The 22,147-nt window shown below is 67.9% G+C and carries 22 protein-coding genes; 21 read left to right on the forward strand and 1 reads right to left on the reverse strand.

Annotation, left to right across the window (positions count from 1 at the left end; genetic code table 11):
- Positions 1-49 precede the first annotated feature (49 nt).
- The 9 genes from ACXC9Q_RS17305 (at position 50) to ACXC9Q_RS17345 (ending at position 8,547) form a co-directional block, all read left to right on the forward strand.
- Complete coding sequence (locus tag ACXC9Q_RS17305) at positions 50-1,297, forward strand: M20 family metallopeptidase (RefSeq protein WP_457057532.1); 1,248 nt, start codon at positions 50-52, stop codon at positions 1,295-1,297.
- Positions 1,294-2,961 (forward strand): ABC transporter substrate-binding protein, encoded by a 1,668-nt coding sequence (locus tag ACXC9Q_RS17310; RefSeq protein WP_457057533.1) that lies wholly within the window; start codon positions 1,294-1,296, stop codon positions 2,959-2,961. Before ACXC9Q_RS17305 ends, ACXC9Q_RS17310 begins: the two co-directional genes overlap by 4 nt.
- Positions 2,958-3,653, forward strand: coding sequence for a cysteine hydrolase family protein (locus ACXC9Q_RS17315; RefSeq protein ID WP_457057534.1), 696 nt, complete (start codon positions 2,958-2,960; stop codon positions 3,651-3,653). Before ACXC9Q_RS17310 ends, ACXC9Q_RS17315 begins: the two co-directional genes overlap by 4 nt.
- Positions 3,650-4,924 (forward strand): amidohydrolase family protein, encoded by a 1,275-nt coding sequence (locus tag ACXC9Q_RS17320; protein ID WP_457057535.1) that lies wholly within the window; start codon positions 3,650-3,652, stop codon positions 4,922-4,924. Before ACXC9Q_RS17315 ends, ACXC9Q_RS17320 begins: the two co-directional genes overlap by 4 nt.
- Positions 4,921-5,661, forward strand: coding sequence for an amidohydrolase family protein (locus ACXC9Q_RS17325; RefSeq protein WP_457057536.1), 741 nt, complete (start codon positions 4,921-4,923; stop codon positions 5,659-5,661). The genes ACXC9Q_RS17320 and ACXC9Q_RS17325 overlap by 4 nt, the downstream gene beginning before the upstream one ends.
- Entirely contained in the window at positions 5,658-6,410 is a 753-nt protein-coding gene (locus tag ACXC9Q_RS17330; RefSeq protein ID WP_457057537.1) for an amidohydrolase family protein, read from the forward strand. Before ACXC9Q_RS17325 ends, ACXC9Q_RS17330 begins: the two co-directional genes overlap by 4 nt.
- Positions 6,407-7,195, forward strand: coding sequence for an SDR family oxidoreductase (locus tag ACXC9Q_RS17335; RefSeq protein ID WP_457057538.1), 789 nt, complete (start codon positions 6,407-6,409; stop codon positions 7,193-7,195). The genes ACXC9Q_RS17330 and ACXC9Q_RS17335 overlap by 4 nt, the downstream gene beginning before the upstream one ends.
- A complete protein-coding gene (locus tag ACXC9Q_RS17340; RefSeq protein WP_457057539.1) occupies positions 7,192-7,947 on the forward strand; it encodes an SDR family oxidoreductase in 756 nt (251 codons plus the stop codon). Before ACXC9Q_RS17335 ends, ACXC9Q_RS17340 begins: the two co-directional genes overlap by 4 nt.
- A gap of 378 nt (positions 7,948-8,325) precedes the next feature.
- Positions 8,326-8,547: a hypothetical protein gene (locus ACXC9Q_RS17345; RefSeq protein ID WP_457057540.1), complete on the forward strand. Its 222-nt coding sequence runs from the start codon at positions 8,326-8,328 to the stop codon at positions 8,545-8,547.
- Between the two features lie 252 nt (positions 8,548-8,799).
- Here ACXC9Q_RS17345 and ACXC9Q_RS17350 read toward each other — a convergent pair whose 3' ends face one another.
- Positions 8,800-8,967 (reverse strand): hypothetical protein, encoded by a 168-nt coding sequence (locus tag ACXC9Q_RS17350; RefSeq protein WP_457057541.1) that lies wholly within the window; start codon positions 8,965-8,967, stop codon positions 8,800-8,802.
- Between the two features lie 255 nt (positions 8,968-9,222).
- Here ACXC9Q_RS17350 and ACXC9Q_RS17355 point away from each other — a divergent pair, with 255 nt between their 5' ends.
- From ACXC9Q_RS17355 to ACXC9Q_RS17410, 12 genes are all read left to right on the forward strand, one after another.
- Positions 9,223-9,570 (forward strand): hypothetical protein, encoded by a 348-nt coding sequence (locus ACXC9Q_RS17355; protein ID WP_457057542.1) that lies wholly within the window; start codon positions 9,223-9,225, stop codon positions 9,568-9,570.
- 28 nt (positions 9,571-9,598) lie between these two features.
- Positions 9,599-10,459 (forward strand): hypothetical protein, encoded by an 861-nt coding sequence (locus tag ACXC9Q_RS17360; RefSeq protein WP_457057543.1) that lies wholly within the window; start codon positions 9,599-9,601, stop codon positions 10,457-10,459.
- Between the two features lie 5 nt (positions 10,460-10,464).
- Positions 10,465-10,974, forward strand: a complete 510-nt coding sequence (locus ACXC9Q_RS17365; protein ID WP_457057544.1) for a hypothetical protein — start codon at positions 10,465-10,467, stop codon at positions 10,972-10,974.
- Between the two features lie 17 nt (positions 10,975-10,991).
- On the forward strand, positions 10,992-11,543 hold the full coding sequence (locus ACXC9Q_RS17370) for a hypothetical protein (RefSeq protein ID WP_457057545.1): 552 nt from the start codon (positions 10,992-10,994) through the stop codon (positions 11,541-11,543).
- Positions 11,544-11,555: 12 nt separating this feature from the next.
- Positions 11,556-12,257 carry a PASTA domain-containing protein gene (locus ACXC9Q_RS17375; protein WP_457057546.1) on the forward strand — a complete coding sequence of 234 codons (702 nt, stop codon included), beginning with the start codon at positions 11,556-11,558 and terminating at the stop codon, positions 12,255-12,257.
- A gap of 6 nt (positions 12,258-12,263) precedes the next feature.
- Positions 12,264-18,035, forward strand: a complete 5,772-nt coding sequence (locus ACXC9Q_RS17380) for an FAD-dependent oxidoreductase (RefSeq protein WP_457057547.1) — start codon at positions 12,264-12,266, stop codon at positions 18,033-18,035.
- A gap of 18 nt (positions 18,036-18,053) precedes the next feature.
- Complete coding sequence (locus tag ACXC9Q_RS17385) at positions 18,054-18,332, forward strand: hypothetical protein (RefSeq protein ID WP_457057548.1); 279 nt, start codon at positions 18,054-18,056, stop codon at positions 18,330-18,332.
- Between the two features lie 168 nt (positions 18,333-18,500).
- The gene (locus ACXC9Q_RS17390; RefSeq protein ID WP_457057549.1) at positions 18,501-18,998 is read left to right on the forward strand and encodes a hypothetical protein; all 498 of its coding nucleotides are present in this window, start codon (positions 18,501-18,503) and stop codon (positions 18,996-18,998) included.
- Complete coding sequence (locus tag ACXC9Q_RS17395; protein WP_457057550.1) at positions 18,958-19,224, forward strand: response regulator transcription factor; 267 nt, start codon at positions 18,958-18,960, stop codon at positions 19,222-19,224. The genes ACXC9Q_RS17390 and ACXC9Q_RS17395 overlap by 41 nt, the downstream gene beginning before the upstream one ends.
- Before the next feature lie 518 nt (positions 19,225-19,742).
- A complete protein-coding gene (locus ACXC9Q_RS17400; protein ID WP_457057551.1) occupies positions 19,743-20,087 on the forward strand; it encodes a VOC family protein in 345 nt (114 codons plus the stop codon).
- Positions 20,088-20,277: 190 nt separating this feature from the next.
- A complete protein-coding gene (locus tag ACXC9Q_RS17405) occupies positions 20,278-21,084 on the forward strand; it encodes a COG4705 family protein (protein WP_457057552.1) in 807 nt (268 codons plus the stop codon).
- A gap of 428 nt (positions 21,085-21,512) precedes the next feature.
- A complete protein-coding gene (locus ACXC9Q_RS17410) occupies positions 21,513-21,698 on the forward strand; it encodes a hypothetical protein (protein ID WP_457057554.1) in 186 nt (61 codons plus the stop codon).
- Positions 21,699-22,147: the final 449 nt, after the last annotated feature.

The raw sequence follows: 22,147 nt of genomic DNA on the forward strand, positions 1-22,147 counted from the left end.
CAGACATGATCTTAGCTTGAAGCCAACTCCCGCGAAGCAAGGAGAAGGCATGACGATCAGCGGCACCCTCGGTTCCGACCTGGCGGAACTGGGCCCGGAGCTGACCGAGCTCCGGCATCAGCTGCACCGCCGTCCGGAGATCGGGCTGCAGCTGCCGATGACCCAGGAGACGCTGCTCGAGGCGCTCGGCGACCTCGGTCTCGAGCTCACGCTCGGCAGGAGCATCACCTCGATCACCGGCGTCCTCCGCGGCGGTCGCAGTACCGGCACAGCCGTGCTGCTGCGGGCCGACATGGACGCGCTGCCAGTGCAGGAGCGCAGCGGCGAAACGTTCAGCAGTGAGATCGACGGAGCTATGCACGCGTGCGGTCATGACCTGCACATGGCCATGCTCGTCGGCGCGGCCCGGCTGCTCGCCGACCGCCGTGACTCCCTCACCGGCGACATCGTGTTCATGTTCCAGCCCGGCGAGGAAGGCTGGGACGGCGCCGGAACGATGGTCGGCGAGGGTGTCCTGACCGCGGCCGGTCCGATGGTGAGTGCGGCGTACGGCATGCACGTGCGGTCGAACAAGACGCCCAACGGCGTCTTCACCACGCGCGGCAACACGATGATGTCGTCGAGCAGCAAGCTGAAGGTGACGGTCCGGGGACGTGGCGGACATGGCTCGTCGCCGCACCTCGCCCGGGACCCGATCGCGGCCGCGGCGGAGATGATCACCGCGCTGCAGACGATGGTGACCCGGCGATTCGACGTGTTCGACCCGGTCGTGGTCACGGTCGGGACCGTGGCGGGTGGCACGGCCGCCAACATCATTCCCGACACCGCGGAGTTCCAAGCGACCGTCCGGACGTTCTCGGCCGCCACCGGCGATGCGATCGGCGGGCTGGCGACCGCGGTGTGCGAGGGCGTTGCCCAGGTGCACGGGCTCGACGTCGAGGTACAGCACCTGCGCGAGTACCCGGCGACCGTCAACGATCCGGGCCACGCGGCCTTCGTCGCGGACGTGGTCGCTGACGTCTTCGGCCCGGAGCAGTTCGTGCCGATGGAGTTCCCGGAGCCAGGCTCCGAGGACTTCTCGCGGGTGCTGGCCGCCGTTCCCGGCAGCTACATGATGCTCGGCGCCTCGATGACCGAGGACCTTGCCAACGCGCCCAGCAATCACAGTCCGCTGGCGCGGTTCGACGACGCCGTGATGACTCGGGGCGCACTGCTCCACACCGAGCTGGCCGTCAGGTCACTCGAGCGGCTCGGAGCACAGACAGCAGATCAGGAAAGCAGAAGGAGTCCCTCGTGAGTCTCGAACCGACCATCCCACCCGTGAACGAACCGGCGCTGTTCAGCCGTCGGAGCCTGCTGAAGGCGGGTGCGGCCGGCCTTGCCGCGCTCGGCGGAAGCTCGGTGCTGGCGGCCTGCCAGGGCAGCGCCTCCGGCGCCGGATCGGGTGCGAAGACGACCAACCTCACGGTCGGCATCTACCAGGAACCGGACTCGCTCGACCCCGCGGCGACCGGGCTGGCGATGGTATCGATGATCATCTCGCACATCTACGACCCGCTGTTCTGGTGGCTGCCGGACAGCTCGGGCAAGAACGTCTTCCATCCGGGCCTGGCCAAGAGCTACCAGGTGTCGAAGGACGCCACGACGTACACGTTCACGCTGCGCGAGGACGTGGACTTCCACGACGGCACGCATTTCGACGCGAACGCGGTCAAGGCAACGTTCGACCACATCGCCGACCCGGCGACCAAGTCCCGCTCGGCCCGCGGCGCGCTCGGCCCGTACCAGCAGACCGTGGTCGTCGACCAGTACACCGCGAAGGTGGTCTTCAGCCAGCCGAACGCGGCCTTCGAGCACGAGATGACCGGCGTCATCTTCGGCATCCAGTCGCCCGCCGCGCTGAAGAAGTACGGCGCCGACATCGCCTCCCACCCGACCGGGACCGGCCCGTTCAAGTTCGTCGACTATGTGGCCCAGGACCACGTCGGCCTGGCGAAGAATCCGGACTACAAGTGGGGCCCCACCGCGTTCGGCCCGGCCGGCGCACCGAAGCTGGAGAAGCTCAGCTTCAAGATCCTGCTCGACACCAACGCCCGCTACAACGCGTTGCGCGCCGGTCAGGTGCAGATGGCGATGAATCTCGACCCCGACACGATCGCCACGATCAAGAAGACCTCGCAGTTCAAGCACTACGACGTGCCGTCGACCGGCCAGCCGTACGGCTTCCCGATCAACGTCGACAAGGGTCCGACGAATGACCTCAAGGTCCGCCAGGCCATCCTCCACGCGGTCGATCAGAAGAAGCTCAACGAGGGTGTATTACGGGGCGCGTTCACGCCGGCGTACAACGTGCTGACCCCGAGCACGCCGGGCTACGTCAAGGCCAACGACACGATGTACGCCTACGACCCGGCCAAGGCGAAAAGCCTGCTGGAGCAGGCGGGCTGGGTGGCCGGACCGGACGGTAGCCGGAGCAAGGGCGGCCAGAAGCTCTCCCTGGACATCCTGATCCAGAGCGCGAACGGGTTCGACCTGCCCACCCAGTACGTCGTCAACGCACTCAAGGAGGTCGGCTTCAGTTCGACCACCAAGTCGCAGCCGTTCACTACCGCGGCCGCGTCCTACAACCAGGGCGTACAGAACCTGTCAGCGATCTTCTACTACGACGTCGACCCGTACCTGCTGAACAACCTCGTCACCAGTGGCCAGATCAAGTCGGGCTTCAACTGGGCGCACTACAAGAACCCCGAGATCGATGCCGCCATCCCGAAGGCGAACACCATCGTCGACGCGGCCGCGCGAACCGCTGCGTACGAGAAGATCACCACCACGCTGATGGAGGACGCGATCTTCCTGCCGCTGTGGAACGTCAGCGGCGTGTACTCGGGTGCCGCGAACCTCGCCGACGTGCACTTCGGTCCGACGGGATATTCCTACTACCACGCGGCGTCGTTCCGGTGATCGAGATCGCGGGCAAGCAGGTCCTCACCGAGTTGACCGAGCTGGTCGATCCGTCCCGGGCCGCGCTGGTGGTCATCGACATGCAGCGGGACTTCGTCGAGCCTGGCTTCGCCTTCGACCGGCTCGGCGTGGACCTGTCGATGTATCCGCCGGTGCGGGCCCGGATCGCGACACTGCTGGCGGCGGCTCGTTCGGCCGGGGTCCTGGTCGTGCACGTACAGATGACGTCCCTGTCCGGTGGGATGAGCGAGTCGCCCGCGCAGTTGAGGTTCAACCTGCGCCTGCAACGGCAGGGCGACATCACGGGCGGACGGTTCCGTTTCACCGAGCAGGGCGACGCCGGCCACGAGTTCGTGTCCGAGCTCGCTCCGCTGCCTGGTGAGCTCGTCGTCCCGAAGTGGCGTTCGAGCGGGTTCTGGGGCACCAGCCTCGATCTGCTGCTGCGAAGCAACGGCATCGAGACCGTCGTGGTCGCCGGGTGTACGACGGAAGGCTGTGTCGAGTCGACCGCGCGTGACGCACTGTTCAACGACTACTACGTGGTCATCGTCGAGGACGGTGTCGGCAGCGACGACCGGGCCCAGCACGACGCGTCGATGCTGCTGATGCGGCATCGCTTCGACGTCGCGTCGTCGACCGCCGTCGAATCCGCATGGGAGGTTGCCGTGAGCAACAGAAGGGCGAGTGCATGAGCCTGAGATCCGATCTGGTCCTGAAGAACGGGATTGCCCTGACCGGGGAGGAGCTGAGGGCGGAGCCGTTCGGTTCGCTGGTGGTGCGCGACGGCGTGATCACTCAGCTGACGTCGGAGCACGTGCCGGCGGACGGGATCCCGGAGATCGAGCTGCACGGCGCGACCGTGCTGCCCGGGCTCATCGACTGTCACGTCCACTTCGACCTGGCCGCCCACCCGGCGCCGTACCTGCACTGGGACCGTACGCCGTTCGTGCGCTCGATGACCTGTTTCCACAACGGCTTGCTGGCGCTGCGGGCAGGCATCACATCAGTGCGCGATCTCGGCTCGGCCGACCTGATGACCCTGCACTACGCGGGGCAGGTGAACTCGGGGGAGCTACTGGGCCCACGGGTGGTCGCCGCGGGCCGGCCGATCACCATGACCGGAGGGCATTGCGCGGACTACGGGCGGATCGCCGACGGACCGGACCAAGTGCGGCGGGCCGTCCGCGAGCAGCTGGCAGCGGGGGCGGGCGTCGTGAAGCTGATGGCGACCGGCGGGATCTCGACACCCGGCAACCCGGGCGTACCGCAGCTCGGGATCCCGGAGCTCGCAGCCGGGATCGAGGAGGCCCACAAGGCAGGCGTCCTGGTCGCCGCCCACGCCCACGCACCGCAGGGCATCACGAACGCGATCGCGGCCGGCGTCGACACGATCGAGCACGCCGCATTCGCCGATGACGACAACCACAAGCAGATGATCGACGCGGGGGTCACGCTGGTGCCGACGGTGACCGCGCTGAACCCGATCGCCGAGGGCATCGGCATTCCGGCCGCCACCGTCGCGAAGAGTCTGAAGGCGCGGGAGATCTACCGGGCAAGCACCGCCAAGGCGATCGCGGCCGGCGTCCGTATCGCCGCGGGCACGGATGCCGGTACGGCGCTCAACCCGATCGGTGGTCTGCTCGACGAACTGGCCATGTACGTCGAGCGCGGTATGAGTACGACCGAGGCGCTGCGCGCTGCCACGGTGACGGCAGGAACGCTGGTCCCTCGCGCGGACGAGGATGCGCCGGTCGGCATCCTGACCGTCGGGGCGCGCGCCGATCTGGTGATCGCCGAGCAGGATCCGAGGCAGGACCTGGAGGTCCTTCGCCGCCCGCGCGGCGTCGTGGCCGGCGGCCGGCCGGTCGACCTCGATTGGGTCGAGCGCACTCTCGCCGAGGTCGAGCCGGTGCTGGCCGAGGCCCGGGATCGCAGGACGACGACGAAGGAGGACTGCAGATGATCTTCGACATGCACATGCACATCGAGGAGGGGACCTCATTGGGCTGGCAGATGTCGGCCGAGGACTGTATCCGTGCGATGGACGAGGCAGGGGTCGAGCGGTCGGCGGTGATGACGCTGACCGACCTGCCGGGACTCAACCCGCGCGGCCTGGAGCTGATCGCCGAGGCTTGCCATAGCTACCCTGACCGGCTCTACGGATTCGTCCGGCTGAATCCGGCGTACCTGGAGACCTCGCGGCAACTGCTCAAGCAGGCTGTCACCGAGCTCGGCTTCAAGGGCCTCAAGCTGCATCCGGTGTCGACGCTGCAGCACCCGGGCGGGGCGGCGACGATCGACCTCATCCGGTACGCCGGGGAGCTCGGGGTACCGACTCTGTTCCACTGCGGCGACGAGCCACTCAGTACGCCGCTGTCGATCGCCCAGGCGGCGGCCGCGTGTCCGGACGCGATCATCATCCTCGGCCACATGGGCGGCTACTTCCACGTCGACGAGGCGCTCGAGGCCGCCGAGCGGTTCCCGAACATCGTCCTGGAAACGTCCGCGATGCCCTACCCGGACAAGATCCACACCGCGGTCGAGCGGATCGGCGCCGAGCGGGTCGTGTTCGGCAGCGACGGGCCGGTGAGCTCCCCCGCGCTCGAGCGGCAGAAGGTCGTCATCGCCTCGCTCGGCGCCGGGCCGGCCGGGCTGGTGCTGGGCGGCAACGCCGAGAAGCTGCTGGGGCTGGCGGCATGAGCACTGTCGACGGACTCGTCTACCTCGGGACCTCCCACTTCGGCTACGGGCAGGACGCCGCCACTGCGCTGGCGGGAATGAATGCCATCGGCACCGACATGGCCATCGCCGTTCCCATGCACCCCCATCGTGGCGATCTCCCAGCCGCGAACGACATACTCTTGGCCGCCGCCACGGCCTCAGGCGGCCGGTTGATCCCGCTGTGCCGGGTCGATCCGTGGGAAGGCGACGACGCGGTCGCCGAGTTGCGCCGCGCGGTCGCCGGTGGTGCCCGCGGGCTCTTCCTGCATCCGTCGGAGGAGCACTTCCGCATCAACGACGTACCACTGGTCCGGCCGATCGTGGAGTGTGCCGCGGAGTTGTCGGTGCCTGTGATGGTTGCCGCCGGCTTCCATCTGTTCGCCGAGCCGCTGCAGTTGGGCGCGGCCGCGGCCTGGACCCCGCAGAACCCGTTCGTGCTGACCAACGGCGGTCAGTTCAACATCTCCGGGCTGTCCGGGTTCGACGCCGAACTCGCGCTCGCGAACGCCAACGTGCATGTGCAGACAAGTGCCATGTACCGCGAGGACTTCCTGGAGGGCGTGGTGGCAAAGTTCGGACCGGAGCGGCTGCTGTTCGCCACTGCGGCTCCACTGTTCACGATGAGGTACGAGCGCCTGCGGGTCGATCTGGCCCACTTCGGCGACACCGAGCGCGACCTCATCCTCGGCGGCAACTCCAGCCGGATCTTCGGCGAGGTGAGCGCATGACCGCGGAACCGATCAGGACCAGCGGCGTACCGATCGCCGCGCTGGACGGACTGACCGCACTGGTGACCGGTGCCGCGAGCGGCATCGGGGCCGCCATCGCGATCGCGTACGCCGAAGCCGGGGCGCGGCTGTGTCTGGCCGACCGCACCGGTGGACCGGCGCTCGACACCGTGCGGAACCGGTGTGCCGCCTTCGGCCATGACGTGGTGACCGTCCAGGTGGACGTGTCCGGCGAGCCCGACGTCGAGCGAATGTTCGGCGAAGCCCGCGATGCACTCGGCGCCGTGGACGTGGTGGTGAACAACGCGGGCATCCTGACCGAGTCGCCGGTGCTCGACATGCCGACGGCGCTGTTCGACGAGATGCTCTCGGTCAACCTGCGCAGCGTCTTCCTGTGCTCGCGGGCCGCGTTGCCGCCGATGCTCGAGGCCGGCTTCGGCCGGATCATCAACGTCGCGTCGCAGGTCGGTCAGCGCGGTGGGGCCGGGCTGGCGCACTACGCGGCCGCGAAGGCGGGCGTCATCGGCTTCACGAAGTCGCTGGCGCGCGAGGTGGGTGGTACCGGGGTCACGGCGAACTGCATCGCCCCCGGCCCGATCAACACGCCGCTCGGCGGCACGCTGTCCGACGAGTGGACGCGGACGCTGATGGCGGAACTGCCGTTGCAGCGATCCGGCGAACCCTTCGAGGTCGCTCCGACGGCCGTTCTGCTGGCCAGCGAACCGGGTGGCAACCTCTACACCGGCCAGACCCTCGGGCCGAACAGTGGACACGTGATGCTGTGAAGGCGCTGCTCGTCACGGGAGCGGCCAGCGGTATCGGCCGCGCCACGGCTCTCACTGCGGCAGCAGCCGGCTACGCGGTAGCCGTCGGTACTTTCGCGGGCGATCCGTACGACGCCGATGCCGTGGTGGCTGAGATCACCGCTGCCGGCGCCAGGGCCTTCGCCGTACCAGCTGATGTGCGTGACTCCGACGCGTTGGACGCGGCCGTGGATGCGACGGTTGCGCAGTTCGGGCGGCTGGATGCGGTAGTGGCCAACGCGGGTGTGCTCAAGGTGGCGCCACTCGAGGCATTACGCGACGACGATTGGCAGCGGATTCTCGACATCGACCTGACCGGAGTGATGCGGACGGTCCGGGCCGCCGTACCGAAGCTGTCTCCGCACGCCGCGATCGTGGTGGTGTCGAGCATCGCGGGAGCGGCGGTCGGGTGGGCCGGTCACACACCTTACACATCGGCCAAGGCCGGTCTGATCGGGTTCGTCCGCAGCGCGGCGCTCGAGCTCGGGCCACGGGGAGTCCGGATCAACGCGGTGCTGCCCGGGGTGATCGAGTCACCCCAGTCGCTCGACGCCGTCAACTCGGGCGGCCCGGCCGGGCTCGAGCGGTCGGCTCTAGCCATTCCGCTGGGCCGGGTCGGTCAACCGGCAGACGTGGCCGGCGCCATCCGCTTCCTCCTGTCCGGTTCGGCCGGCTACATCACCGGTCAGTCCCTCACCGTCGACGGCGGCCTCACCGCGGTCTGGCCGACCTGATCGCCACGCGCATCGTCGTACGGCCAGGAGGGCGTAGGTGCGGGCGGCCGGGAAGAAATCCACCTGCGCGACCACAGCCCGACGACGCCAACCACGGACCCGCGAGACGGCTCCCCCAATCACACCAGCCCGGGACCACGGGGTCGACCCGCCACGAACTCCGGACCGCGATCGTGACCTGGATCGAACTGGCCCACCACGCCGCAGACGACAAGCCGCCCTCGGCCGATTGACCCCATCGAGTACAAAGCGATCATGACCACGCCAGCCAGCCAGGCTGCGTGAGCAGCTGTCACCTACTCGTGCAGCAGACCCCCCAGTGTTCATGTTGTTCGCGGTAATGGATCCGGCACGGAGGCCGCGTGGGCCTACACTCACGTGCCGCAGTTGATCCGCGGTGACGCCGGCGGCGAGCTCACCGGGCAATGGGACGCTGCTGACGCGGAAGCAATGGCCGAGCGGATCGAGGCACGCGTCGAGGAGTACGCCCCAGGCTTCGCCGAAGCGATCACCGCTCGTCGAATCCTCTCGCCGCTGGAGCTCGAGCGGCGCGACGCCAACCTCGTCGGCGGCGCCGTCAACGGCGGGACGTCCGCTTGAGGCAGGAACTCGTGCTCCGCCCGATGCCTGGTCTCGGCCGGGCCGAGACCGCGATCAAGTCGCTATATCTCGCTTCCGCCTCAGCCCACCCGCGCGGCGGCGTACACGGCGCCTGCGGTTCCAACGCAGCTCGCGCCGCCCTCTTCCGCTCCCGCTAACGACGCAGGACCTTCCAGCCTGTCGCAACGACCGCGGCCGGAGCCAGTGGCGGCCCGAACGACCGTCCACGCGGTCGCCTGCTGGAAGGCCCCATCACGTTCCCTCGATGCGGCCGATCTCGTCGCGAGACAGGCCGTCTGTCTTCATCAGCGGGGTGACCAGCACGTCGAAGACCGCAGGTAGACGGCGAAATCCGAACAAGGTAAAGCGATTGGCCACTCCTACGGAGGTCGAGCGCGAGGGCCGGTCAGCCAGCCGCACGATGCGCTGTACGACCTGTTCCGGTGGTCGATCGGCGGCGGTGGCCGGCCGATGATGGCCATCGTTGTGGCCTGCGGCTACGAGAAGTGGTGCATCGGCCTGGGCTCGCGGTGGCGATTGCGGAGATCGAGCGCGCCAGAGTAGGACCAGATCCGAATTTGAGTCGAGAACGGATCTTTGGGTTCATCTCCTGGCGGGGCCATCGCCCGTAGTTTGGCGAGACAGGTGATGGTCGTTCGGACGCGGGAGGTATCAGTGAGCCGGATCCTGGTTGCCGATCGACCGTCTCCAATGGTTGACGCGGTCAGAGCTGCGATCTCGGGGGAATCGGACCTGGAGCTCGACCTCGCGTTCGGCACCGACGTGGAGTTGATGCTGTGCGTGGCTGAGGCCGGGGCCGATCTCGTGGTCGTCTCGATGTCGGATCGCACCGTTCCGTCGCTCGTCGAGCGGCTGCTCGACGAGCATCCGGGACTTACCGTCGTCGCGCTCGACGTGGATCGAGCCGAGGCCTTGGTCCAGACAGTGGCAGCCGATGCGGATCTGATCGAGCACCTGTCCGGCGGGCGATTGGCCGACGTACTCCGATCCGCGACGACGTGACTGGCAGTGCCGCAGGAGGGAAGAGGGAATGCCTGACACCAGTTACCCCTATTTACGCGATGCGCTCGACGATCGGTTCTCCGGCCTGTCCGACGCCGAGCTGGACTCGGTGTTCACGACGGCCTTCGGAGACGACGTCACACCGCTCGAGTACGAAGAGTTCTTCTCCGGTCTGGGTAAGGCCTTCTCGAACTTCGCGCAACAGGCTGCGCCGGTCGCCGCGACCGCGCTGCAGGGCGGCCTCGAAGGCGGCATGCAGGGCATGAAATACGGCCCGTACGGCGCCCTCGTGGGAGCGCTGGCAGGCGGTACGGGCGCTGCCCTGCAGAAACACACGACGGGAACTGGCCGAGACGTCGGGTCCGTCATCAGCGGCGTCGTGAACATTGCGGGCGGAGGTGGACTTCCCGGAGCCGGGAAGCCGGCCGGTCCTCCCCCGGCCCCGACCCCGGCCCCGGCCACTCCTGCTCCGGCGACCGACCAACTGTTGAGGCTCCTCGGCAGACCGGAGATGGTGCAGGCGCTCGCGGCGCTCCTCGGCGGCCAGAACGCCGCCATCCCGGCTGGGCCGTCAGGCACCCCCGTACCGGCGAACGCCTATGCCGGACTCCTGTCGGCCCTGGCCCGGGAGTCGGAGGCCGAGGCCGCGAGTTGGGACGAGGCGACGGGCTGGGACGAGGCGACGGGCTGGGACGAGGCCGTCGTCGTACCGGGCTACCTGTTCGACTCGGATGGTGAATTGGCGGCGGATCCCGACGACCCCTACCAGCGTTCGCAACGCGTGCTGGAGCTCCTGGCCGGATCCCCACGTGAAGAGGACGAAGCCTTCGAGGAGGACTTCCCCGATGACCTCGATGCCTACGACGAGTACGACGTCGTCCTGAGGTGAGTGTGATGGTCGCAACCGACGTCCTGGAACTGCTCAAGCAACAACTCGCGAGCGGACAGAGCCTCGAACAAAGCGTCAGGGAGTTGGCCCAGGCGGATCCTGAGCTGGCGCCCGTGGTCCAGCTGATCTCCCAGCGCGAGACGGAGATGCAACAGGGCCTCGAACAGGAGGAACTGCAGGCCGAGGAGGACCAACGGGACCTCGAGCAAGAAGCCGAGCGTCGAGAGCAGGTCGCGGCGGTCCGGGTCCAGTTCGACGAGCTCACCGGCGAGCTGCAGGCGTTGCGTAGCCGTTGCCTGGAACTGGCCGCTGCGTTGGGCGCATGCCCGGCGTGCTTCGGCGACGACCAGGACTGCAGTTGGTGCCGGGGCCGCGGCCGGCCGGGCTTCATGCCTCCCGATCCGGGTCTGTTCGAACGGCTCGTCATACCCGCGGTCAAATTGCAGGTTCGCCTGCAAGGTCGACCATCCGCCGCGGTGGTCCGCGGCAGCACCGATGAGAGGGGTGCTCAGTGAACGGATACACAGAAGACTTGGACTCGTTGCTCGACAGCCTGGACTACGAGGCGTTCGAGGAGGCCGCTCCGGCCCGCCGTACCCTCGTGCGGACGCCGGCCCGCCAGAGCAGCTTCGTGCCACGTCAGACGACCACACCCGCCAGCCAGACCCAGGTGCAGAGCGCGGCCCGCAATCTCGACAGCAAGATCGAAACCCTCAGTACGGCGGTTACGGCGCTGGAGAATCGGACCAACATCCTGTCCACGGGTCAGGATCGCCAGGTCGCGCTGGTACGGCGGGAAGTGGCCGACCGCCGGAAGTCGACGGACGCCATCCGTTCCGACCTCCAGCAGACCAAGATGCTGGCGCTCTTGCTTCCGCTGTTGACGCAGGAGTCGATCGAGGCGACGGACGACAGCGGGAAGAGCGTCAGAGTGCTCACCGAGTCGTCGAACCAGTTGGGCATTCTCCTGCCCTTGTTGCTCCTGATGCCGGGGTACGGCGGTGGTGACAGCAAGGGCGGCCTGATGGGCGGCGGCGACTCCAGCATGCTGTTGCTGCTGTTCGTGTTGCTCGGCCGGAAGTGAGGAGGCGCGGCCATGACGGTGACGAGCCTCGTGATCGGCGGCGGTGCGGGCGGCGGACTGGTCGGCGTACCCAACGTCCAAGGTCTGTCGCAGGCCGATGCCGAAGCAAAGCTGCGTGACTTCGAGCTGGTTCCCAAGGTCCAGACCATCGAGGCCGAAGGGACCGAGGGCACGGTCTTCAGCCAGAATCCGGCGGCCAACACCGCGAGACCCAAGAAGACTGTCGTCACGCTGCTGATCATCAAGGCACCGGTCATCCCGCCGAACCTCGATCAGCAGCTGACCGACATCGAGAACGCTGTCGCGGACGTCGGTACGTCGGTAGGTCAGGTGGCAACCGCCGTTGCGGACGTGGGCGCTCAGGTGACCGGGGCCGACGGGAAACTCGACAGCATCGTCGCCGCCTTGAGCGACCTCGACGCCAAGGCGGACACCATCGGCACGAAGATCGACGGTATCGACGCCAAGCTGGACAGCGTCGGCGCCAAGGTCGACGGGCTCGACGCCAAGCTGGACAGCGTCGCAACCGGCGTGGACGGTCTGGCGACCACAGCGGGCGAGATCGCTACCGCTGTGGCGGCCGTGGAGACCGACACGGCGGCGGAGACCAGGTTCCAGGCGATCATCGACAAACTCGACGAGGAACCGGTGGTCCGTCAGGGCGGGGGGACGTCCAAGCGGTCCGCGACGAGCCGGGGCGGATCGCGCGGGTGATCCTCGATGGATCCCGCGCTCGAGGAGCTCATCCGCGCTGGGGGGCCGGAGGACGAGGTGGCGGTCGTTCTCCGCCTCCGGCACCCCGGCGACTCACCTGTCTCCGCTCGCATCGTCAGCCGCTTCGGTGACATCGCCACCGCGCGAGTAGCCCGGAGCGCGATCTCCGACCTGCGCACCGAGACCGTCGTCGTCAGCGTGAAGGCCCCACGTGTCTACGCGCCGGATCTTGAGCCGGCGACCCTCGAGGATCCGGTCGATCCACGCGACGACCGGTCCGTCGAACTCGGCGCAACCGGTCGCGACGTGGTGGTCGCTCTGATCGACTGGGGCCTGGACCTCACGCATCCCGACTTCAGGAATCCGGACGGGTCGACGCGGGTGATGGCGCTGTGGGATCAGCGGCCGACCGCCGACAGCACCGCCACGAAGTACGGCTACGGACGGATCCTCGACGCAGCCACCATTGACGAGGCACTCGAGAGCCCCGATCCCCTTCAATCACTCGGGTACGACGCCGCGGACTTCGACTCCGGAAGCGGAGCGCACGGGACCCACACGGCGAGCATCGCCGCAGGGAACGGGCGAGGCGGAGGCCCGGTGGGAATGGCGCCGGAGGCCGGCCTCATCTTCGTCAACCTCGGTCGCCGTCCGGCTACTGCCGAGGTTCCCCTCGGTGACTCGGTGGAGCTGCTGGAGGCTCTGGACTTCATCGTGGAGACCGCCCAGCAGCGGCCGTGCGTCATCAACCTCAGTCTCGGGCGGCACGCCGGCGAACACACCGGTCACTCGCTCGTCGAGCTGGCCATGGACCAACTCGTCTCATCGAGATCGGGTCTGGCCATCATCGCGAGCGGTGGCAACTACTTCGGCCGCCGGACCCACGCGGCGTGGCGGCTCCGGCCAGGCTCGGTACGGCGCTTCCGCATCGAAGCGCAGCCGGGAGACCTCACCGTCAATCAGGTCGACATCTGGTACCCCGGACGAGATCGCCTCGGCGTCGAGGTCGCGCCGGGGACAGGCCCGGCGTCCGTCGTCCCGCTCGGCTCGAACGGCACGGTGACGGTCGACGGGCGCAAGGCAGCGCGGATCTACCACCGCGCGTGCGACCCCAACAACGGCGACAACCAGATCAGCGTCTTCGTGGACCCCGGCGTATCGACGGGCGGGTGGGAGATCACCTTGACTGGACAGGACATCGTGGACGGTCGCGTCCATGCGTGGATCGAACGCGATACCGCCTGCCCGCCCTGTCAGGCCCACCTCGACGACGACCAGGCCAACCCCCGGACGACGACCGGGACGATCTGCAACGGCTACCGCACCATCACGGTCGGCGCCTACGACGCTCACCGGCAGGACCGGCCGATCGGCGACTTCAGCAGCTCGGGTCCCACCCGCGACGGTCGGCAGAAACCCGACCTCGTTGCGCCTGGGGTGCTCGTGCTCGGAGCCCGGTCCGGCACGAGCGACGACGACGTACCCCGGTACGTCCGGATGAGCGGCACCAGCATGGCGGCACCGGCGGTGACCGGGACGATCGCGTTGATGTTCGAGGTGGCCGATCGGCCGCTCCCGATCGACGAGACCCGCCGTGCGCTGCTGTCCAGCTGCGACCTGCCCGCACCGGGCACGGACCTGTTCCGGCTCGGCAGCGGCTATCTCAACCCGCGCCGCGCGCTCGAGGCAGTGCGGGAATCACGTTCCGAGGAGGAAGCGGTGTCAGAACTACCTGCGGACCTCGTCCTCGAACCACTACCGTCACCCGACCTCTCTGCGTCAGAAGCGGTTGCTGCCGGCTGCCTGCCCGCCACCAAGGTCGCCGTCATCGGGGCCGGCTTCGCCGGTCTGATGGCCGCCTGGACTCTCGAGACGGGTGGCACGAAGGTCACCGTGTTCGAGGCCACCGGCCGACTGGGGGGTCGGGTTCGCACCGATCCGACGCTCGCCACGGGCAAGATCGCCGAGGCGGGCGCGGAGCTGATCGGGGAGAATCACCCGACCTGGTTCCAGCTCGCCCGCCGATTCGGTCTCGAGCTCGAGAAGGTGAGCAAGGACCCCGATTACGAACGGCGAGGCCTCAAGGTCCGGGTGCGGTTGGGCACGAAGGATCTGACCGACGCCCAGCTCGCAGAGGTCGAACGGGAACTGCTGCGCGTCCGTACCAAGATCGCTCGCGAGGCCTCGACAGTCGACGCACTCCGCCCCTGGACGTCGCCCGACGCGGTCGCCCTGGACCGCAAGTCACTGGCGCAGCGCCTCGACGAACCCGATCTCTTCGGGCCCGCATCCAGCATCCCCCGCAGGTACTTCGAGTTCGTCACCGAGAACGACCAGTGCGCTCCCCTGGCACGGCAGAGTTACCTCGGCTACCTGGCGGCTGTTCGCGCCCACACGCTGCCCGGCGATCCACTCGCCTACTGGACCCGCATCGAGACCCACCGGTGCAAGGGTGGCAACGAGCAGCTCGCGACCCATCTGGCCAAGACGCTGCGGGACGTCCGGCTGAACACGCCCGTCACGTCGGTGGAGATCGGCTCCCGATCGGTCCGGGTCGGCTTCGGTACGCCGACAGCCTCCGAGGAGTTCGACTACGTCATCCTCACGACCGCGCCGATGGTCTGGCCGCGGATCCTGGCCGGTACGCCGTTCCGCGCGGCCGACTACACCATCAGCCACGGCCCCTGCGTCAAGTTCCTGAGTGGCGTCTCGCGCCCGTTCTGGGAAGACAAGCACCTCGCACCGCACGCACTCTGGGACCAACTGGGCAGTGTCTGGGAGGGCACCGACCACCAGACCGGCGGGTCGGCTGCCTGCCTGTCCGTGTATTCCGGCGGCGGTTTCGTGCTCGACTCGCGGCGCTATCAGGAACGGCTCGAGACCTTCTACCCCGGGTACGCCGCTCAGCGACCAAAGACCGTCTTCGCCGACTGGCCGTCGGAACCGTGGGTCTGCACCGGCTACTCGATCCCCGCACCCGGCGAGGTGACCACGATTGCGCCGAACCTCACCAAGCCGTTCCAGGGCCGGTTGTTCTTCGCCGGAGAGCAGGCTTCGCCGGGCTTCTACGGCTACATGGAGGGCGCACTCAGTTCCGGCGTACTCGCGGCCTACCGAGTCGTCGGCGCGGTGACTGCCGCATGCCGCAGCTCGGAGACGGTGGCCGAGGGCAACGACCTTGAGCAGGCCGGCGAGTGGTGGTGGCAACAGGTCCTGCGCGAGGCCGGACTGTCCGCGCGGCCGCATCTCGCCGCGACGACCCTGTTCGACCTGTTCGTCTCCGGTGCCGGGCCCGCGCAGTTGCTCCCCCGCTTCGACCTGATCGCCGGCCCGAAGGCTCCCCTCAGCCCTCTGCGTCCTGGGGATCTCGTCGTGAGCCGTGGTCGTGGCAGCCCCTTCGGCACTGTCGCTGTCATCGCGACCGGCGATCTGCGCCACCGCGGGCAGCTGCACGCAGCCGGCTACCGCACGGACTCACCGCTCCCCGGGCTCTACGTCCACGTGCTCGATCCCCAGTCCCATCCGTGGTCTCACCGCTACGCTCGTCGGGTCGCGGACCAGCAAGGCGTCGTACCCGCACACATGCTCGTCCTCCGCCCGACGACGACCGACCTGCCGACCGAGACCGTCAAGGGCCCATGCCCCGACGTGGTGGTCGCGCCGGCGAGCCGGCCTACTGTGCTGCGCTTCGGCTCGCAGCACTCTGCCGTCCGGGAGATCCAGCGGAAGCTCAACGCCTTCCACGCGTACCGGTTGGCTGCCGGACAGACCGGCCTCGCCGACGCGCCGTTGGAGGAGGATTGCCAGTACGGCGTACACACGCGGGCGGCCGTCGAGTCGTTCCAGCGGCTGGTGTTTCCGACAACACCGGCCGAGGTCGACGGCAAGGTCGGGACCCGGACCTGGGCACAGCTCGACGCGATCGTCGTCGGCCCGGCTGGTACGGCGCAAGTCGTGGTCGAGGGGCTGTGGTTCGCCGGACCGGGCGGTGCGGGCACTCCCCTGCGCTGGGACGAGGTTCTCGGTCTGGACACCCGGACTGTCGACGTTCTCACGACCGCCTCCGGACTGCCGGCCGCGACCATGCCGCCGGAGATCACGGTCGAGCTGAAGAGCCGGCCGCCGAACCGCGAAGCAGGCGCCGGGACGCTGGCCACGGCAGTCTCCTGGACCATCGCCCTGGAAGGCCCGGACCCGGTGAACCCCAACAGGCTGCGCTACCGGGGCAGCCGAACTGTCAGCTCCCTCGGACCACTCCTGGCCGTCGACTCCAGCATGACCGAGCTCGCGACTGTGGTCCGGTCCGGTGGAACCAGCGACGCGGCCTTCCGCTCCAGGCTGGGCGCAACCGTCCGGGGCATCGCGACGCAACCGCAGACGCTGGGAGCTTCGACCGGCGACGAGACCCGCGAGGTGCCGGACGCGATGGCGCTCTTCCGGGCGGGCGGCGTCGAGGTCCTGGAGTTGACAGTCCCTCAGCGCACCAACTGGCAGACCGGACGTCCCGTCCGCCGCCTCGTTCGCAGCCCCGCCGACATCTTCTACTATTCAGGCCACGGCCTGTCGGCGAGCGGAATGCTTGCCATCGAGACCACCGGCGCCGCCTGCGGATCGACCGGCACGTATGTGGACTGGCTCGGACCGACCGAGCTCGCCGCTTCCTGGCCGGCGAACCTGGATCTCGACTTACTGATCATCGCCGGGTGCTCGGTGCTGCGGATCGACCTCTCGAAGTCGCCACCGACCGGCCCAGGCCTTGCTTGGAGCCGGCTGTTGAACTCGCGGGGCGGACCGCTCATCGCCCTGCTCGGCTACCAGGGCCAGGCGCCGTGCGACAGCCCCAACGGCGACGCGGTCGCCGCAGCCATGGCAGCCAAGCTGAAGAGCGGATCGACGGACTACGTACGCGACTGGCTCACCGTGAACGGTGACAGCAACGCCAACAACGCCATCGCCATGGACAGCCGCGGCCTGTGGACGATCGAGACAACGTTGACCGGTGGCTACAAGATCCGCGGACCGCTCTCGCTGTCGAGCAGTGCTGAGTCGGTCGGCGAAGACCTCGCCGAAACGCCTGACTGGTCTGCGGTTCAGTCGTCGGCAGAGGCGAAGCTTCCGGCCCGCATCGGCGCGCAAGCACCGCAGGCGTGGGAAGGCCTGGCACCGATCGCCGCCAGGTCAGCCGGTGCCTGTGCAGGCGGGCTGAAGAATCTCGGCACGCTGCTACTGGTGCACGACGCCGAGACCGAGATCGACCTGCGCGACTACGGCGGCTACACCGACGCGGACACCTGGATTCTGGTCCATACCGTCAGCGATCTGGTCGAGGCGATCCGCGCGCACGTCGGGACCTGCGGCTACCTCACCGGCATCCACATCGAGGCGCACGGTGGCTGGTCGGGAAGCGGAGGCTTCCGGCTCGGCAACGACACCGACGGCGACGGGCACATCGAGTCCGGCGAAGCCAATGACATGGTGTCGACCACGAGCCAGGCGACGAAGTTCGGGACGATCATCAAGAACGCACTCGGCTCCGGCCCGTCGTTCGTCTCGATCGCGGCCTGCTCGTCAGCAGGACCCGCCGACATCTTCATCAAGGCGGTGCAGGCCGCGACCGGCGGCATCGTGATCGGATCGGTCGACTCGTGCCGCTCCGGAGGAAACTGGTGGCACAAGGCCTGGTGGGAAGCCGAGAAGGGACGCAGCCAGGTCAACCGCGACGGCTCGACAAAATTCGACAGCACCGACGAAGGCCGCGGTATCTGGCGGCCGTTCTGAGAACAGGTGGACCACGACATGCCCGAACGATTGACCAACTTGCGGACGCGGATCGTCCATCAGGACAAGGCGACCGTGCAGGCCCTGCTCGGACGGCCGGCCAAGATCGGCTACTGGACCACGACGAGACCGCCGCAGAACGCGAGTACGGCGATGCTGACGGAGTTCCGCGCGCGCAGCCTCGACGAGATCTGGATCTACCCAACCGGCCGAGTCCACTTCACTCTCGACGGCCGCGCGGCCAAGGTCGACGACAAGACGGCGTACGACCTGCCTCCCGCACCGAACCTGGTCTGATCCTGCTGTGTGATGGCACCGGCTAAATCGAAAGATCCGGGCCTTCCAGGTTTGGGCCTCCCGCGACCGGCACCGGTGTAGCACTCTGTAGGAGGGGAGAATTCGCCGCGTTAGGAGTGCGGCGAATCGCGGGGCGCGACCCGGAACGTCGTACGTCGGGGAGGGGCCATGGCACAAGCACTGGTGGATGCAACGACGACGAGCCGCGACGCAACGGGACGGCCTCGCGACACCAGACCGCTCGTCATCACGATCATCGGTCCCGTTCGAGTTCATCGCGAGAATCTCGCGACGGCCCTGGGCCAGATCGCCGGAATCGACGTCATCGGTACGGCGCCGACCTTCCCGGGCACCACGTCACGAGATCCTGTGAACCCCGACATCATCCTCGTGGACGTGTCCGGCGAGTGCGGAACCCAGCTCATACCCGCGCTGCCCGCAACCTGTCCCGGAGCGCGCCTGGTCGCCCTGGGAACGCCGGAAGACGACGAGTCGATCATCGCGTGCGTGGCGGCCGGGGTCGCCGGGTTTCGTCGCCCGGGAGGGAACGCTCCGCGACATCGTCACGACCGCGCGGGCCGTCGCCCGGGGCGACTCGGCCTGCCCACCAAGGGTCACCGCCGCCATGCTTCGCCGGATCGGATCCTCCGGCCAATCGCCGCATGACCAGTCCAGCGCGACTCAACTGACCGCCCGGGAACGCGAGATACTCGGACTGATCGACGACGGCCTGTCCAACAAGGAAATCGCCGGTTGTCTGTGCATCGAGCTGAGCACCGTCAAGAACCACGTCCACAACATTCTCGCCAAGCTCGGCGCCCGCCGTCGCTCCGAGGCCGCCGCCAAGGCCCGCTCACGCCTCCTCTTGGGCGCCGCAATGCAGCGGACCTGAAGCTCGGTGAATGAGGCGATCCAGCTAGCGGCATCACCTACCGCTTGGAATCGCCGCTCGGCTGCCTCCAGCAGATCGTCGACCTGACCGGTCGGGGATGACCACACTGAACCTCAGCCCGGTTGCCGACCGGATGTCCCACGGTGGTTCGTGGCCGGCCGGCCGGCTACGCAGCATGGGCGCCACCTTGCCGGCGCAGCGACACCAAATCGAGCAGTACCGACCCCCTGGCCCGGACTGTTCGGCGCGAAAGGAGGGTGCTGAGACCAAGGGCGACGCCGCCACCCTGGCCGACACGACGAGCCAACCCGATCGGGCGTCACCATCGGCCGCGACCAACTCGATCACCAAGACATCGGGCTCGCGCTCGCTGCCGGCGATCACGTCACCGTCCGTCCGCGCTCGATCATGCTCCTGCGCGGCCACCGCGCCTGACGACCGGATCCACGGACCTGAATTCAGACCATGGGTACCGGCTACGCAACTGAACACTCGGACGGACAGGAGAGGCGAGATCAATGGCGATCAACGCAGTACCAGCAGTGATACCGGTCGCAGGGTTCGACGAAGCCTGCGACTGGTATGCCGCCTTCTTCGGGCGTCCAGCCGATCAACGCCCGATGGACTCCTTGGCCGAACGGCATCTGATCGACGGTGGCGTGATCCAGATCTTCAACGACGCTGAGAAGGCCGGTCGTACGGCAGTCAACTTCTTCGTCGACGACCTGGACGAGCGAGTGGCCCAGCTGACCAAAGCGGACATCTCCGCTACCGATCCCACGGTCCACCGTCGAGCTCGACGTCTGGATCCGCGACAACGGCGAGTGGCTGGGCCGCGTCCGCGGCAAGGAGCACGTCGCTAGCCGCACCGGTCATCGTCGAGGCACCCTGCTCGGTGATCGTCACCTCCAACAAACAGGACATCCTCGACCACACGCGGCTTGCGAAGGCGAGGAGTACATCTGGGCGTTCGACCCTTAACAGGTCGCCGCCAGAGAACCCACCTGGCGCGCTCAGGTGACTCTCAGGTTGGGGGTATTAGCGTTCGGGCCTATGCAAACACGAGTGTTCTCGGCTCCGAAGGTCCCTGCGGTCTTCCTCATGTTCTGGGTGGTCAAGTTGCTGACCACCGGGATCGGCGAGACGGGCTCGGACTTCCTCGGCACCGTCAGCATCCCGCTGGCCGCCGCCATCGGGGTCGGCGGCTTCTCCGTCGCTCTCTACCTGCAACTGAAGTCCGAGACCTACCACCCGGTGCGCTACTGGGCCACCGTCCTCAGCGTCGCCGTCTTCGGCACGATGATCGCCGACGGACCACACGTCGCACTCGGTACGCCGTACTGGTTCGACTCCATCGTCTACCTCGTGCTGCTGTGCGGCCTGCTGATCTGGTGGCGGCGCAGCGAGGGCACCATCTCGGTGCACTCGATCACCACCGCCCGGCGCGAGCGGTTCTACTGGGGCGTCGTCCTGATGACCTTCGGCCTCGGCACCGCCGTCGGCGACGCCACCGCCATCGACTTCGGCCTCGGCTTCACCTGGTCGATCCTGCTCTTCGCCGTACTCATCGTGGTGCCGCTCGGCCTGCGGAAGCTCGGCCTCAATGTCACGGTCGCCCTCTGGGCGTCGTACGTACTGACCCGACCACTCGGCGCCTCGGTCGCCGACTGGGTGGGCAAGGGCACCCACGACGGTGGCGTCGGCTGGGGCACCGGCCCGGTCACCGCGCTCGGGCTGCTGCTCTTCGCTGCCCTCGTCGTCTACCTGGCCGTGACCCACAGCGACGTCGACCACGCGGCCATCCACGCCCGTGACTCGGCTGTCAATGAACCTGACCTGGTCCACGACGCATCGTCCTAGAAATCGCGTCGTCGCGCAGCCATGGCGCGCAGGACCTCCGGGCGGCTCCGGGCACCCGGGCTCATGCGCGCTGGGCCACCACACGAGCGACCGCGAGCCATGCGGTCCCGCCTAGGAGAGCGACGACGACCGGAGACCTCACCGCCAGTCGTTCGGACGGTGAGCTGTGCGCGCCGTCCCCTGCTACGACCAGCACCGCTGCTCCTGGTCGGTGTTCCACTAGGTGCCCTGATCGGCTTCTGCCTGGGATGGTTGTCAGGAGATTCAATCGGAGGCTCCGTACTGCAGGCGCTCAGCTTCACCATATTCTTCACCTACGTAGTGTGTGGAATTGTCCTCACCCGAGTCCGTTCGTGGCACCGCGGTCGGCGGAAACGAGAACAATAAGTCGCTTGCGCACCAGTTGTCCGCGGAGCACGGCCGTCGCGATGATCAGCGAGCTCCAGTTCGGGAATCTCGACGTCTCCCTTGATCTTCACCTCTCCCCCGACCACGGCGGCGAACGCACCCACCGCGAAGACCACCGGCAGCGGCGGGACATCGGTCATGGCACCCAATCCCCAGACAACAGCACGCCGTGCGTCACGACACCAAACACCTCCGGCCCGAACTGAGGCAACGATCTGGCAGGACGGCGGCACGATCATCGAGCAGGCGGACGGCGAACTCACCGCGTTCCAAGGCCAGTCACTGACAACCGACGACAACGGTCTACCGCTCTAACCCGCTTTCAGATCGAGGCCGATGCCGGATCGGGCCAGCAGTGTCATTTGGTTGTGGTCGATGGTGTAGGTGACCGGTGATCAACCTCAGCTGGAAATCAGCGGGTTCGGGGTTCGAGTCCCTGGCGGCGCACAAAAGCCCAGGTCACGAGCGTGGCCTGGGTTTCTTGGTGTCTCCAGGTCATCCTTTACCCAACTCTTTGCCATCGCGACCGTTGCAACGGACCTGAGCCCGCGCCCCGCCCACGACGGACCATGGCCTGCCTTAGCCATCGTTTGACCGTGACTGTGCGTCACGTCACAACGATTCGCATCGTTGCCACGTTCGCGAATTCGGCGCC

The organism is Kribbella sp. CWNU-51 (assembly GCF_054073265.1).